We start from the raw sequence: 14,958 nt of genomic DNA on the forward strand, positions 1-14,958 counted from the left end.
ATGTGCATGATGTTTTTTTATATTTTGTATCTATCTCTTGTGCTGTGTTGGTCTTTGGGCAGGAGGGTTTGGTATGAGACGATTGGCGATGTTGCCCATGATTCAGCGAGAGCGCAAAGTGGTTTTTGCCTCATCGCTGGGGACTGCGTTCGAGTGGTACGATTTTTATCTCTTTGGTGCACTCGCGCCGATCATGTCACGTCATTTTTTCTCAGGGTTCAGTGACTCAACTGCTTTTATTTTTGCACTCATGGCCTTTGCGGTGGGATTTGCTGTTCGTCCTTTGGGTGGCGTTTTGTTTGGCTGTCTCGGTGATTTGGTGGGGCGCAAACACACCTTTTTGGTCACGATTCTCATTATGGGTTTGTCCACCTTCATCATTGGGGTGTTGCCTTCTTATGCCACAGTGGGAGTGGCTGCACCGATTATTTGATCGGTTTGCGTCTTTTGCAGGGGCTGGCCTTGGGTGGCGAGTATGGTGCAGCCGCGACTTATGTGGCAGAGTACGCGCAGAATGGTCGGCGAGGTTTGTATACTGCGTGGGTTCAAGCAGCAGCACCGTTTGGTTTGTTTTTATCGTTGTTAGTGATTGTCGTGACGCGATCATGTATGGACGAGGTGGCATTTGAGGCTTGGGGTTGGCGAGTTCCATTCTTGGGTTCGATGGCTTTGTTGGTTGTGTCCATTTGGATGCGGATGCAGTTGCACGAGTCACCGGTGTTTGAGGCGCTGCGCGAAGAGGGACGTTTATCTATCGCTCCTGTCCGTGATTCGTTTGGCCAATCTGGCAATTTAAAATTGGTGTTGTTGGCATTGTTTGGTTTGACGGCAGGGCAGGGAGTGGTGTGGTACACGGGGCAGTTCTATGCCTTATTTTTTCTGACGCAAACGTTGAGGGTCGATAACGATACGGCTTACGGAATGATGGCGATCGCTTTGTTGTGTGTTGTGCCGTTTTATATCTTTTTTGGTGCGCTGTCTGATCGTGTTGGGCGAAAGCCTATTATCATGGTGGGCTGTTTGTTGGCTGCATTGACTTACTTTCCTTTGTTTCAAGCATTGACCCATTATGCCAATCCAACATTACAAGAAGCGCAAAATACTGCACCGATTGTGGTGAGTGCTAATGCTCAAGACTGTTCTTTCTTATTCAATCCCATCGAATCCGTTCGTTTTACCAGCTCATGTGATGAGGCGAAAAGCTACTTGTCTAAAGCAGGTTTGAGTTATAGCAATCAAAACTTAGAGGTCAATGGTCTAGCGAGTATTCAGATTGGTGATCGAGTGGTCAGGTCGTTTGATGGTGCGGCGTCCGATGCCAAATGGCAGCGTTTGAGGTTTCAATCAGAAATTCAGTCTGCCTTAAAGCAAGCGGGTTATCCAACGAAGGCCAATCCGAGTATGATAAATCAGCCGATGGTGGTGATTATTTTATTCATTTTGATGTCGTATGTAGCCATGGTTTATGGACCGATTGCGGCGATGCTGGCAGAAATGTTTCCCACACAAATTCGCTATACCTCTATGTCTTTACCTTATCACGTTGGTAATGGTTGGTTTGGCGGTTTTCTCCCCACCGTTTCGTTTGCGATTGTGGCGACGTCGGGAAATGTTTATGATGGTTTATGGTATCCGATTGGTGTGGCACTGATGACATTGACGATCGGCGTCTTTTTTGTTCGGGAGCGGCGTGATGTTGATATTCGTCGAGTTGATTGTGATGTGATGTGATTTTTATGGGTGAAATAAGCACATGGCTTTGACGAAGCAAAAATCTCTATTTGGGCAGATTTTGCTGTGGATGATGATTCCACTAACGGTGTTGTGGCCGCTGTCATTTTTGGTCAGTTACAACTTGGGTCGAAATATTGCTGACGCGCCTTTTGATCAAGGTTTGAAAAACAGTGTGTTGAACTTATCGCAACAGTTGCAAAGTTCGTATTCCGAGCGATCTTTGTCATCGTGGGGTTTGAGTGTGCCTTCAAGTGATGAGCAAGATCATGTGTATTATCAAGTGGCAGTGGTAGATGCGGAGACCATCGTGGGCACGGTGTCTATGCCAGAGCCACCTTCAGATATGGTGCTCAATCGAGTGCAGTTGTACGACGCAGTGATGTACGAGGAGCCAGTTAAAGTCGCTTATATGTGGGTGGATTTGGCTGGTCAGTCTTTACTCAATTCACGTTTTAAGGAGCATCCTATTGTATTGATTCAAGTGGCTGAGTCTTTGCACAAACGCGAGACTTTGGCTCGCCAAATTTTGCAAGGGGTGACATTACCCCAATTGATTTTTTTGCCGATTGCGGTCATGTTGATTTGGTTTGGGCTGTTTCGTGGGCTGCTGCGTTTGAATCAGTTGCAGCACCAAATGTCGCAACGAGACAGTCAGGATCTGAGCGATTTGAGTACAGAGGACACGCCTGAAGAGCTGCAGCCCTTGGTCCATGGTTTTAATCACGTGTTGTCAAGACTTCGTCGTCACATCGCTTTGCAAAAACGATTTTTGACTGACACAGCCCATCAAATAAAAACCCCGTTGGCGGGCTTAAAAACCCATGCAGAGTACGCTTTGGCAACACAAGATGAAGCGGATCGAAACCACAGCCTCAAACAAATCGTCGCGTCATCTGAGCGAACTGCTCGTTTGGTCAACCAGTTGATTGCGTTGTCTCGAACAGAACATTTGGCTGAAGAACGTTTGGATTTAAGCCCAATGGATTTGGCAAGCATTGCGCGTGAGCAAACAGTCTATGCTGCAGATCGGGCATTGCAAAAGGGTTTGTACATTGCACTGGAAGTGCCAGATACGCCAGTCTGGGTGTTTGCCCATGCCATTATGTTTGGTGAGTTGATTAAAAATTTAGTGGACAATGCGATTTTTTATACCAATAGCTTGGTGATTGTTCGAGTGCTGTTTGATGAGGAACGTGCGCATTTGTATGTACTTGATGATGGACCGGGTATTGCATTAGAGGAACGGGAAAATGTTTTTGAGCCGTTTCACAGCATCTTGGGGGCGAATGGCAACGGCAGTGGACTTGGTTTGGCAATTGTCCGGCAAATTGCTCAGATGCACCACGCGGTAATTGATGTGAGTGACAATAATGAACTACGGGGTGAACAGGTGGGGGCCGTTTTTCACGTCAGCCTACCACGTCAAATCGTTCGCAGTGATGAGTCAAGTGAGTAGCGTAGTTTTGAAAGATAACTTGTTTGGCATTTTTTTCAAAACATGAGGAAAGGCCACTACTTTTCTGGTCGATATAAAAGCCACAGCCGATTGGGTTGTGGCTTTTTTGCGGCGGTGCAAGAACGAAAGTTTTTGTAAAAAGCTTTTGAGTGTGAGGGTGTTCAGACAATTGTAAGTATTGAGGGCTACATTGAGCATCATCATGCAAGGTTAAATGCATTGATATCCAAAAATGGCAAAAACAGGAGACAAAAAAATGGACGACACCTTTATCAAAAGAGTCGAAGGCAATCCAAAATACCAAAGATTAGTGAAAATCAGAACGGCATATGGCTGGGTGCTCACTGCCTTGGTATTGATAGTGTATTACGGTTATACGCTGTTGATTGCATTTGACAAAGAGTTACTCGCGACGCGTATAGGCGATAGTGTGATGACTTGGGGCATTCCCATGGGCTTGTTTGTGATTGTATTCACTATTGTGATTACGGGCATTTATGTGCGACGTGCCAATCATGAGTTTGATGAGTTAACCGAACAGATTAAAAAAGAGGTGATGTGATGAACAAACAAGTCAAAGTGCTCATCGCTGCCAGTATGATTGGCGCGATTTCCTCCGCTCTCGCTGCGGGTGCAGATCTGGGACAGGCCGAAAAACTCGGAACGAACTGGACGGCGATTACGATGTTTTTAGCCTTCGTTGTTCTAACGCTATACATTACCAAGTGGGCGGCAGCCAAGACGAAGTCGGCAGCTGACTTTTATACAGCAGGTGGCGGTATCACGGGCTTTCAAAATGGCTTGGCGATTGCGGGTGACTATATGTCAGCGGCATCGTTTTTGGGCATTTCGGCAGCGGTGTACGCCAATGGCTATGACGGTTTGATTTACTCCATCGGCTTTTTGGTCGGCTGGCCAATCATCACGTTTTTGATGGCCGAGCGGTTGCGAAATTTAGGGCGATATACCTTTGCAGATGTGGCGGCGTATCGTTTTCAACAAGGGCCTGTGCGGGTTTTTGCTGCGACCAGTACGTTGGTTGTGGTGGCTTTTTACCTGATTGCACAAATGGTTGGTGCAGGTCAGTTGATTAAACTCTTGTTTGGCTTGGATTACTATTTGGCGGTCATTAGTGTCGGCGTTTTGATGATGGTGTACGTGCTCTTTGGTGGCATGACTGCCACGACTTGGGTGCAAATTATTAAAGCGGTGATGTTGCTGGCGGGTGCAAGTTTCATGGCATTTATGGTGATGGCCAATTTCGGTTTCAGCTTTGAAGCCTTATTTGCCAAGTCTGTCGAAGTGCATGAGAAAAAACAAGCCATCATGGGGCCGGGTGCATTCATCAAAGACCCGATTTCAGCGATTTCTTTTGGTATGGCTTTGATGTTTGGCACGGCGGGTTTGCCTCACATCATGATGCGCTTCTTTACAGTACCTAATGCAAAAGAAGCACGCAAATCGGTATTCTGGGCAACGACTTGGATTGGCTATTTTTATATCCTGACCTTCATCATCGGTTTTGGCGCGATTGTTTTGGTGAGCACCAATCCTGTCTTCAAAGATGCTGCAGGTAAGCTCATGGGTGGCGGCAATATGGCTGCGATTCATTTGGCCAGTGCTGTTGGCGGCAATGTATTTTTGGGTTTCATTTCTGCGGTTGCTTTTGCCACGATTTTGGCAGTGGTGGCAGGTTTGACGCTCTCAGGTGCTTCAGCAGTGGCACATGACTTATATGCCACTGTGATTAAAAAAGGCAAAGCGAGTAGCGTTGATGAACTGCGCATTTCCAAGCAAACCACCATTGTTTTGGGTGTTGTAGCTGTAGTGTTGGGTATTGTATTTGAGAAGCAAAATATCGCATTCATGGTGTCTTTGGCTTTCGCTGTTGCAGCATCCGCAAACTTTCCCGTGCTGTTTTTGTCGGTGTTGTGGAAAGGTTGTACCACGCGCGGGGCAACTATCGGTGGGTTTCTGGGATTAATCTCTGCGGTGGTGTTGACCATTTTGTCACCATCTATTTGGGAAGCTGTCTTGGGTAACGCGATCGGTAGCTCACCCTTTCCTTATGCATCACCTGCTTTGTTTTCGATGACGATTGGCTTTGTGGGGATTTGGTTGTTCTCTGTCACTGATACATCAGCGCGTGCCATGCAAGATAAAGCAGGTTATGTCGCTCAAAAAGTCCGCTCAGAAACAGGAATTGGTGCTTCTGGTTCTTCTGGACATTGACTGAGTGATGCTTAGATTGTCTATATTTAAAACTAACCTTCCTTTGCCCTGACTTGTCGGGGCTTTTTTATTTGTAGAGTGTTTGTCTGATTGTAGTCGCAAAGTTCGGTTTCGACTCGGTTTTTTTGAGATAATGCCGAATTGTTTTGTCACTCATCAGCAAGGATGGTTATGGATTTTATTTTAATGCTCAAAGCGGCGTTTCTCGGCATTGTTGAGGGATTGACCGAGTTTTTACCGATTTCCAGTACGGGACACTTGATTTTGGCTCAGGCGGGCTTTGATGGTTTGTTTCCCGCAACGGCGACACAGCCATCCCACGAGTTTTGGAGTGGGTTTGAGGTGGCGATTCAGTTTGGTGCGATTATTGCGGTGATGTGGGAGTTCCGTTCACGCATCGGTGGAGTCCTCACTGGCATGGCTAAGCGAGAAGCCATTTCATGGCGTTTTGCTGTCAATGTGGTTATTGCCACTATCCCTGCGGTAGTTCTCGCGTTGGCATTTGGTGATGTTATTAAAGAATATTTATTTAATCCTGTTGCAGTTGCCATCGCGCTGATTGTCGGTGGTTTTATCATCATTGCAGCCGAACGTCGCCAAGCGGCGATTGCTCCGACAGTGACTGACATGGATGACTTAAGCTATATTGATGCACTGAAAGTCGGTTTGGCGCAAACATTGGCGGTGGTGTTTCCTGGCACTTCACGCTCTGGTGCAACGATTATTGGCGGGATGTTTTTTGGGTTGTCGCGTCAGACTGCAACGAATTTTTCGTTTTTTCTCGCCATTCCGATTTTATTTGGTGCATTCGTCAAAGGCCTGTATGACATGCGAGAGTTACTCAATGCTCAGGCGTGGGTGTTGTTTGCGATTGGTTTTGTATTCTCGTTAGTCAGTGCGTTTATTTGTGTGCGTTGGTTGCTCAAGTTTGTCAGCAACAACAACTTTATCGGCTTTGCGTGGTATCGAATCATCTTCGGTGTGTTGATTTTGGTTTTGGCACAGTGGTTGGGTTAAGGTTTTAGATGTGTTTAATTATGATGGCTTTAAAAAGCGCCCTGAGTTTCAGGGCGCTTTTTGTTGGTTATATCCGCTCGACACTGCGTACATCGGGTAATTGGCGCAGGGCTTGCATGGATTTTTCGAGTTGTCCTGTGTTCTCGACCTCAAGCGAAAAAACGAGTTGGCATCGACCAGATGTGCCACGTTGTTTAGATAAGCCGCTGACCAGAATCTTTTCTCGCGCAATGATGTCGGTGATGTCTTTCAAAAGATCAACAGATTCGTGTGCTTGGATAAGCACATCAACCGCATAGCGAGAGCCAGCACGCGTTGCCCAAGTGCAAGGCAATACACGCTCGGGATGTTGCACTTTCATGTGGGCGAAATTATCACAACTGCTGCGATGGATGGAGATGCCTTTGCCACGCGTGACAAAACCTGAGACGTCGTCGGGTGGCGCGGGTTTACAGCATTGTGCGAGCTGGGTCATGAGGTCATCTAGACCGACGACGAGCACGCCACCTTTATTGAGAAACTTGCCTGTTTGAGCACTGACCCATTGCTTATCATCGCTACTCGGGTCTCGTGTGTCTGGTGGTGCAGTTTCTTTAAAGTGTGTTTCTATGTGGTGGGCTGTGATCTCCTCGCGGCCAAAGGCTAGATAACACTCATTGGCGGTGGCAAAGCCTAAGGCCTGGGCAATATCTTCGTGTCGTGCTGCGGTTTTGCCCAAACGCTGTAGCTCTTTTTCGAACAAAGTACGACCTTGCGCGACATAGTCTGCGGTGGCTTGGGCATTAAACCACGAGCGGATTTTTGATTTGGCGCGGTTGCTTTTGACAAAATCGTCACGCAGCCAGTCGCGCGAAGGACCGCCTTGTTTGGCTGCAACGATGGCGACGGTTTGACCTGTTTGTAGTTTAGTGTTCAATGGCACCATTTGGCCGTTCACTTTTGCGCCGCGGCACAAATGGCCAAGGTTGGTGTGAACGTGATAAGCGAAGTCAATCGGCGTTGATTCGCGCGGCAGCTCCATGACACGGGCATCGGGCGTGAGCACGTAGATGTGTGGGTCTTGCAACTTGAGTGCTTTATCTTGAGCCGATAGTGCATGCGTGAGGTCTGACTGCCAACTGATCAGCTGGCGCACCCAGGCGATTTGCGCATCGTACTCGGATTGCTCGGCGTTACCACCTTTGGAAAAGCTACCTTCTTTGTAGCGCCAGTGCGCAGCGACGCCGTATTCGGCGAACTGGTGCATGTCTTTGGTGCGAATTTGGACTTCGATGGGGCGGCCATCGTCACCGACGACGACGGTGTGCAGTGACTGATAACCGTTTGATTTCGGTCGGGCAATGTAGTCGTCGAACTCCTTGGGAATGGGCTGCCATAAGTGGTGTAGCACACCGAGCACGCTGTAACAGTCTTTTAAGTCTGCGACGATGATGCGAAAGGCTCGAATGTCATACAGGTCGGCGAACTCAAGATTTTTGCCACGCATTTTGTTGTAGATGCTGTAAATGTGTTTCGGGCGGCCTGAGATGTCGGCACGGATGTGTTGTTCTTTGAGTGCGGTTTGTAATCTGTCGATGGATTGGGAGATGAATGACTCGCGCTCGGTGCGTTTTTCATCGAGCCATTTAGAAATATCCCGATAGACTTGCGGCTCAGCGAAGCGAAACGCCAAGTCCTCTAACTCCCATTTGACTTGCCAAACACCAAGACGGTTGGCCAAGGGTGAATATAAAAGTAACGTTTCTTGAGCGACTTCGGGCGGACAAATGATTTTATTGGACGCAAAATAGCGCAAAGTTTGAAGTCGAGACACCAAACGCAGAATCACAACTCGAATGTCATGTGCCATGGCGAGTAGCATTTTACGCACGCGCTCGATTTGTTCGGACAGGTCTTGGGCTGCGGCGCGTTTGTCTTTTTTGTCAATGTCCGCATCGGATTTGACTACTTGCACTTTCACACCGATGTTCATTAGGGCATCTAAATTTTGGATGCGCGCCGCTTGTATGTCACCCCAATCCGCCGCGAGTTGCTCGTGACGTTGTTTGCGCTCAGTGGTCGTTTTGGCCAATGCCAAATATGAAAATAGGTAGGCACTGACGTGCATTTCATCACCGACGTCAAGCCGTGACAAAATATCGCTCATGCCGCACGCATGAGCAAAAATGGGCTCTCCTGACGACAGCAGGCTGTCACCATAGCAGCTTTTGGCATAATTTTGTACGCGTCGTAAAGCCTCGCTGGCATTCATTTGTGTCGTGAGTGGTTCGGTGGGCGTCATGGTATGAATCGTTGAAAACGTTATTTGTCATGATACACGCTTGTGTGTTTTGCGACAGCATCTGTACCTGAATTACCGTGATGAAATGTCATCTTTGTGTCATCAACTCGTTCTACAATGACAAAACTACAGACACGATTTGGACAGATGATGAATACTGATACAACCAACCAATTTCTCAAATTGCTACCAACTTTAGAGGACAGTCACGAAAAAACGCCTTACCCTTATGACGATTGGCTGGACTATCAGATTTATGAAGATAAGAAAAAAGAGTTGCAGATAGAGCTATTGAAGCTACAAGCTTGGGTCAAAGAAACCAATCAAAAAGTCATTATTGTTTTTGAAGGCCGGGATGCGGCAGGTAAGGGCGGTACGATTAAACGATTCATGGAGCACTTAAACCCTCGTGGCGCACGCGTGGTGGCGTTACAAAAACCGACAGAGACCGAGCGCGGGCAGTGGTATTTCCAACGTTATGTCGCTCAGTTGCCCACGGCTGGTGAAATCGTCATGTTTGACCGTTCGTGGTACAACCGTGCGGGGGTTGAGCGTGTGATGGGTTTTTGCAGCACGCAAGAGTATTTCACGTTTATGCAGCAAGCCCCTGAGTTTGAGCGAATGTTGGTCAATAGTGGGATTCATTTGATCAAGTTTTGGTTTTCTGTATCGCAAGCCGAGCAGCGACGCCGATTTGAGGAGCGTGCCACCGATCCACTCAAGCAGTGGAAATTATCTCCTGTTGACACGGCCTCATTAGACAAATGGGCGGAGTATACTGATGCCAAAGAAGCCATGTTTTCATTCACGGATACGCCAGATGCGCCGTGGACAGTGATTAAGTCCGATGACAAACGCAGAGCACGGTTGACTGCCATGCAATTTGTGTTACACAAGCTCGATTACACGGACAAAGATGAAGTGCGTATTGGCTTGCTCGATGAGCACTTGATAAGCTCGCCGAAAGATGATTTGTAATGATGTTATCCGCCAGTTTTGGACATAAACCGCAGCACTTGCTGCGGTTTTTCGTTGAATTCGTGGTGTTCGGGTTTCATGCTGATTCCTGAAACAATCGCCGCGCGCAACTCATTGTCAGAGGCGCCCTCTCGCATGAGTGAGCCTAATTCTACCTTGTCATTTTGGCCGAGGCACAAATAAAGTGTGCCCTCGGTGGATAGACGGACGCGGTTACAGGTGTTGCAGAAATGCTGGCTTTTGGGGGTGATGAAACCCAGCGAACCTTTGCCATCGGCGGTTTGCCAGTATTGAGCGGGGCCGCCGCCAACGTGTGTCGGCTGAGCGATGAGGTTAAACTGTGATACGAGGCGTTCGCGCAATACGGAGAGATTGATGAACTCGGCTGCTGCACCTGTGACGCCCATGGGCATGGCTTCGATGAGTCGCAGAACAAAACCGCGCTTGATACAAAACTCGGTCATGGCAGGTACTTCGTGCATATTTTCAGCCATGACAACCATGTTGATTTTAATCGGTGAGAATCCTGTCGCGACGGCAGCATCTAAGCCTGCCATGACCGACTGTAAGCTGTCTCGTCCCGTGATGGCTTGCACCATGGATGGATCTAAGCTGTCTAAACTGATATTGAGACGAGAAACCCCCGCTTCGTACAATTCATGGGCTTGCTGCGTCAGTTGTGTAGCATTGGTGGAGAGTGAAATATCATCAAATAACTGCAAATCACGAATGCTGCGTACCAATCTACTGAGATTTTTGCGTAGCAGCGGTTCACCACCCGTTAAGCGCAGCCGTCGCACTCCCAGCTCGCCAAAAATTTTGGCAACGCGTGTGATTTCGTCGAAATTGAGCCATTCGGCAGGTTCGGCGAAGTCCCGAAAACCTTTGGGTAAGCAATAATGACAGCGCAAATCACAGCGATCCATCACCGACAATCGCAGGTAGTCAATCTTTCTGTCAAAACGATCAATCAGGGCAGCGGGCAGATTTGAGGTGGGCATTGTTTTAAGCAGTCAGCGAGGTTCTAATGGGGGTTGCTAGGGCTATGATGGTTAGACGTTGGGTTTCGCTGAACATGACAGGTTTATTTGGTTTTGGGACGGAAAACATTGACTGAGCCTTCGCGCACCTCAATGAATGGCGCACCAATCAAATCCAAACAGTAGGGAACAGCACCAAACACACCATCAAGCGTTTCTTTAATTGCCTTGGGCTGACCAGGCAGGTTGATGATGAGTGACGAGCCACGAATGACCGCGACTTGCCGAGACAAAATAGCCGTTGGCACGTATTGTAGGCTGACCGCACGCATTTGCTCACCAAAGCCTGGCAAAACCTTATCCGCCACAGCCAACGTGGCTTCTGGTGTGACGTCTCTGGGCGAGGGACCTGTGCCCCCTGTTGTTAATATCAACGCGCAATGCTCTGTGTTTGAGAGTTGTTTGAGTGTTTGCTCAATCACAGGTTGTTCATCAGCGATCAGGTGGCTGACCCACTCAATTGGATTGAGCAAGGTCGCTTCTAACCAATCTCGCAGCGCTGGTAGTCCTTTGTCCTCGTATACGCCAGAGCTAGCGCGGTCACTGATGGAAACGAGTCCGATGCGAATGGGGTCAAGATTCATGTTGTGCCTTTGGTGAGTGAAATGAGATGGTCGGTTGGTTGTTTACGTCAATAGCAGTTTAACACCCGCAATCACCAAAACCAACGCGAGTACCGCATTGACCAAGAGCGGACTGCCATGACGTGCGCCCCATGTGCTGCCTGCGAATCCACCGATGATGACCGCGAGCAACCACCAGCCAAATTGATTAGGCAGCTGTGCGCCAGAAGACAATGCGCCGATTAAGCCTGATAACGAGTTCGCCAAAATAAACGGTGCCACCACTGCGGAGGACTCACGCACCAGTGCCCAACTCATCAAAATAAAAATTGGGCTTAAAAATACACCGCCGCCAATACCCGTCAAACCTGACAATAGCCCCAAAACCATGCCCAACAAAAACAAAATCCATGCGGCAGGCTCTCGTAAATGAGTTACCTCACGATGCGCGGTCAATAATCGAACGGCAGCAGTGACCAGTGTGGTGCCAATCAGTAGTTTGATGAGTGTCGCATCCACGGGCAGACGCCCGCCAATAAACGCTGGGGGCACAGAGCCAGCCAAAAGTGGCCAAAGCAGTTTTGGAAACGAACCAAATCGCCGAATATATTGAACAGAAGCCAGCGAAGCTACCGCCACATTCAAGGCCAAAGCCGCAGGACGAAGCGATGCGGGGGCAAGCCCCAATAGTGCAAAAACGGCCAAATAACCCGAAGCACCACCGTGCCCGACAGCTGAGTAAAGCGCCGCAGCAATGGCCAACAGCAAAGGCAGCAAAATGTCGTTCATAACAAAATCGTACAGATATTAGGTGGTTGGCTCATGACATGAGTGGCGCAGTCAAACGAAAAAAGCAGGCTCTGCCTGCTTCACTCTTGATTCATCCCAAGTTCGCCGATAAGCCGGATTCTGTGACTTCATGCGTCGTGAAACGCATGAAGCGACAATCATTCCTCTAGGCGACAGATTGCTCTGCCACTCAAGCCACCTACCCGCGCGCTCAGCGAGCCGCCTCAATACGCGCCTATTTGGTGTTGCTCCCGATAGAGGTTACCGCGTTTCACCGTAACTAAATACGCTCGTCTCTGTGGCCCTATTCCTCGCCTTATGCCTCTTTTCAAAGATTTCGGCGGACGGCTGTTAGCCGCTATCGTGCTCTATGGAGTCCGGACTTTCCTCCCTCATCGTGAGATGACAGCGATTGTCTGGCAAACATGGGGAAAAGAGTGTAACACAAACCGACGTTTCGCCGACAGGCTTGAAGCCTGTACTTATTGTGTAAAAGTCGCCAATAAGCCGCAGCCAACAACAGCGTTAAGCAAGCGGGTACAGCCAAAGCGTTAATCGCCCATAGCTGAAAAGACCATGCGCCAAATACGCCGCCCACGATAAAACCGTTGATTAAAATCAAATACAGTTTGACCTTGCGCACTTCGATGGGCATGCCACGTAGCCAATTGCCTAGCATAATCCCTAAATCAGTAAACAAGCCAGAAACATGCGTTGTGCGTATCAGCACACCGCTATAGGTTGTCGTCATTGCATTTTGTAACCCACAAGCGGTGGCTGCGAAAAAATGCCCTGAGGTTGAGCCTAAATTCAAAGTGATTAAAGCTGTAAATAAAAACACCGGTTCAACCAATAGAGCCACACCATAGCATCGCCTCAGTTGTAGGTGTGAGTCTCGGACAATTAGCCCTCCTAATACAGCACCAACCACAAAGCTAAACACAATCAAGTTCAAGTGAATTACCAATGATCAGTTGCCCTTCGCCACCTCAAAGCCGATAAAGCTGGAGACACCTGTCAAATGTGAAATGGCTTGATGCTCAAAACCAAGCAGGCCGATGACGTTGATGGAACCTGCGATGAAGGTGAGAAAATCCCCACCGATTTTGATCCAAGCGGGGAATTTGTTGATCATTCTGAGGTCTGCTGTGTCCAGTGCTAAAGCGTTCCACGCGTCGATAATGCGTTTGAACAGGCATCAAAACGATTGGTTTCGCTTGGTATATACGTTGATGGGGTTGATAGGGGGGGCGCTAGTGTACGGTTGGTTTGCTCATAAGTGGCACCACAGCACTTGGCAGTTTATCGTCATAATCGCGCAATTTCACCACAATTACTACATTTTTTATTTTAACTGACGCTTAAGGAGACAATCATGTCAGACAATAAAGGACTTGCTTCAGGGACACTTGGGGCATTTGAGTCGGCCATCATGGGCATCGCTGGCACGGCTCCCGCATTTAGCGTTGCTGTCACCACTGCCACCATTGTTGGTGCTGTGGGTGAGCTTGCCGTGGGTAGTATTCTTTACTGCGGTTTGATCATGTTTGGCATCATGCTGGCATTCACTCATTTGAATAAAATCACGCGTCATGCTGGCGCTACGTATGCTTGGGTGGGTAAGGTGTTTGGTGAGTCTTGGGGGTTTTTGGCTGGCTGGGGTTTACTGATTGCTTCCATATTCTTTATGGTGTCGGCCACCACGCCAGCCGCCACTGCTACACTCAAAATGTTTAGCGAACTTTTTGGTGCACCTGAAGCGTGGGTAAAGGACGTGAGCTACGTGACCTTTACCGCTTGGGTTTGGCTCACTTTGGTGACGATTGTTGTCATTAAAGGGATTCAGCATGCCAGCTATGCACAATTGATTTTGACGGTGATTGAGACCGTCATTATCTTTGCCTTGATTATTGGTGCGTTTGTCGAGTACGGTGATAAACCTGCCCATGCGTTTTCATGGTCTTGGTTCTCGCCGACCTCGTTTAGCGCAGAGACTTTCGCTCAAGGCGCATTGATTGCGATTTTTTTTTATTGGGGCTGGGATGTCACCATGAATTTGGGGGAAGAAACCAAGGAGGGGACGCCCAATCCAGCATCGTCGGGTGCATTTTGGGCCATGGTCAATTTGATTTTGTTCTTTATCATCATGATGATTGTGGTGTTGATCACGCTCACGGATGCAGAAATTGCTGAGGCTGAGACGAATGTTTTGTACGCTATTGCTGACAAATTGTTCCCTAAACCTTGGAGTTATTTGGCCGTTTTGTCGACAATTTTGAGTACGATTGGCACGATTGAAACTCAGATTTTGCAGTTCTCTCGCAGCATGTTTGCGATGTCGCGTGACAATGCGTTGCATCCCATCTATTCAAAAGTTCACCCAGAGTGGAAAACGCCTTGGGTCGCAACCTTTGTGATTTGGTTTTTGGGTTCTGTGTTGCTGTTTTGTGCCACGATGATGCCGACAGTGCAAATGATTTTGGATGCCTCTATCACTGCCATTGGTATTCAAATTTGCTTTTACATGAGCTTGGCGGCATTTGCTTGTGCATGGTGGTACCGTGATAAATTGAACAAGGGTTTGGGTACATCGGTTTCTTATGTTGTATGGCCTGCGTTTAGTGGCGCGTTTATGGTGTTTATGGCGCTTTATCTGTCTTACACCACCTTGATGAATGACGACTCGGAAGATAATTTGGCTATTTATTTGGGCTTTGCGGGTTTGTTGATTGGTTTGGTACCGATGTTTTTGGGCAAGCTGCGACGAGCCAAAATCAAACAAATTGACTTTAATCGTTGATGGTTGAGAACTTTAGAGTGATAAAAAACCCTGCGTCAGCAGGGTTTTTTATTCAGTTCAGTCCAGTC

At 48.1% G+C, this 14,958-nt stretch carries 9 protein-coding genes, 1 other RNA gene and 3 pseudogenes; 7 read left to right on the forward strand and 6 right to left on the reverse strand.

Annotated elements, in window-relative coordinates; genetic code table 11:
* The first annotated feature begins 73 nt into the window (after positions 1-73).
* The 5 genes and pseudogenes from IE082_RS11325 (at position 74) to IE082_RS04390 (ending at position 6,439) form a co-directional block, all read left to right on the forward strand.
* Positions 74-1,731, forward strand: a pseudogene (locus IE082_RS11325) (MFS transporter).
* A gap of 22 nt (positions 1,732-1,753) precedes the next feature.
* Entirely contained in the window at positions 1,754-3,190 is a 1,437-nt protein-coding gene (locus tag IE082_RS04375) for a sensor histidine kinase (protein WP_189492138.1), read from the forward strand.
* A 256-nt stretch (positions 3,191-3,446) separates the two neighbouring features.
* On the forward strand, positions 3,447-3,752 hold the full coding sequence (locus tag IE082_RS04380) for a DUF485 domain-containing protein (RefSeq protein ID WP_189492141.1): 306 nt from the start codon (positions 3,447-3,449) through the stop codon (positions 3,750-3,752).
* Entirely contained in the window at positions 3,752-5,422 is a 1,671-nt protein-coding gene (locus IE082_RS04385) for a cation acetate symporter (RefSeq protein ID WP_189492144.1), read from the forward strand. Before IE082_RS04380 ends, IE082_RS04385 begins: the two co-directional genes overlap by 1 nt.
* 171 nt (positions 5,423-5,593) lie before the next feature.
* Positions 5,594-6,439: an undecaprenyl-diphosphate phosphatase gene (locus tag IE082_RS04390; protein ID WP_189492148.1), complete on the forward strand. Its 846-nt coding sequence runs from the start codon at positions 5,594-5,596 to the stop codon at positions 6,437-6,439.
* A gap of 67 nt (positions 6,440-6,506) precedes the next feature.
* On the opposite strand, the gene IE082_RS04395 is transcribed toward IE082_RS04390, so the two are convergent.
* Positions 6,507-8,720 carry a RelA/SpoT family protein gene (locus IE082_RS04395; RefSeq protein ID WP_189492151.1) on the reverse strand — a complete coding sequence of 738 codons (2,214 nt, stop codon included), beginning with the start codon at positions 8,718-8,720 and terminating at the stop codon, positions 6,507-6,509.
* 222 nt (positions 8,721-8,942) lie between these two features.
* On the opposite strand from IE082_RS04395, the pseudogene ppk2 reads away from it, so the two are divergent.
* A pseudogene (gene ppk2, locus IE082_RS04400) lies at positions 8,943-9,698 on the forward strand (polyphosphate kinase 2); the annotation flags it as partial.
* A gap of 5 nt (positions 9,699-9,703) precedes the next feature.
* On the opposite strand, the gene moaA reads toward ppk2, so the two are convergent.
* From moaA to IE082_RS11440, 5 genes and pseudogenes are all read right to left on the reverse strand, one after another.
* Positions 9,704-10,699 (reverse strand): GTP 3',8-cyclase MoaA, encoded by a 996-nt coding sequence (gene moaA / locus IE082_RS04405; protein ID WP_189492157.1) that lies wholly within the window; start codon positions 10,697-10,699, stop codon positions 9,704-9,706.
* A gap of 83 nt (positions 10,700-10,782) precedes the next feature.
* Positions 10,783-11,322, reverse strand: a complete 540-nt coding sequence (gene mog, locus IE082_RS04410; protein WP_189492160.1) for a molybdopterin adenylyltransferase — start codon at positions 11,320-11,322, stop codon at positions 10,783-10,785.
* Between the two features lie 42 nt (positions 11,323-11,364).
* A complete protein-coding gene (locus IE082_RS04415; protein ID WP_189492163.1) occupies positions 11,365-12,090 on the reverse strand; it encodes a sulfite exporter TauE/SafE family protein in 726 nt (241 codons plus the stop codon).
* A gap of 93 nt (positions 12,091-12,183) precedes the next feature.
* An RNA gene (gene rnpB / locus IE082_RS04420) (RNase P RNA component class A) lies at positions 12,184-12,518 on the reverse strand.
* A gap of 92 nt (positions 12,519-12,610) precedes the next feature.
* Positions 12,611-13,225: pseudogene (locus IE082_RS11440) on the reverse strand (YoaK family protein); the annotation flags it as partial.
* Positions 13,226-13,465: 240 nt separating this feature from the next.
* On the opposite strand from IE082_RS11440, the gene IE082_RS04430 reads away from it, so the two are divergent.
* Complete coding sequence (locus tag IE082_RS04430; RefSeq protein WP_189492165.1) at positions 13,466-14,890, forward strand: APC family permease; 1,425 nt, start codon at positions 13,466-13,468, stop codon at positions 14,888-14,890.
* The last annotated feature ends 68 nt before the right edge of the window (positions 14,891-14,958 follow it).

Origin of the sequence: Formosimonas limnophila (assembly GCF_014652675.1) — a bacterium.
Lineage (GTDB): Bacteria > Pseudomonadota > Gammaproteobacteria > Burkholderiales > Burkholderiaceae > Hydromonas > Hydromonas limnophila.

Excerpts from the sequence above, each read along its gene's own strand:
- IE082_RS04385 (WP_189492144.1), top strand. The coding sequence starts at position 3,752 with ATGAACAAACAAGTCAAAGTGCTCATCGCTGCCAGTATGATTGGCGCG.
- IE082_RS04430 (WP_189492165.1), top strand. The coding sequence starts at position 13,466 with ATGTCAGACAATAAAGGACTTGCTTCAGGGACACTTGGGGCATTTGAG.
- mog (WP_189492160.1), bottom strand. The coding sequence starts at position 11,322 with ATGAATCTTGACCCCATTCGCATCGGACTCGTTTCCATCAGTGACCGC.
- IE082_RS04390 (WP_189492148.1), top strand. The coding sequence starts at position 5,594 with ATGGATTTTATTTTAATGCTCAAAGCGGCGTTTCTCGGCATTGTTGAG.
- IE082_RS04415 (WP_189492163.1), bottom strand. The coding sequence starts at position 12,090 with ATGAACGACATTTTGCTGCCTTTGCTGTTGGCCATTGCTGCGGCGCTT.
- IE082_RS04380 (WP_189492141.1), top strand. The coding sequence starts at position 3,447 with ATGGACGACACCTTTATCAAAAGAGTCGAAGGCAATCCAAAATACCAA.
- IE082_RS04375 (WP_189492138.1), top strand. The coding sequence starts at position 1,754 with ATGGCTTTGACGAAGCAAAAATCTCTATTTGGGCAGATTTTGCTGTGG.
- IE082_RS04395 (WP_189492151.1), bottom strand. The coding sequence starts at position 8,720 with ATGACGCCCACCGAACCACTCACGACACAAATGAATGCCAGCGAGGCT.
- moaA (WP_189492157.1), bottom strand. The coding sequence starts at position 10,699 with ATGCCCACCTCAAATCTGCCCGCTGCCCTGATTGATCGTTTTGACAGA.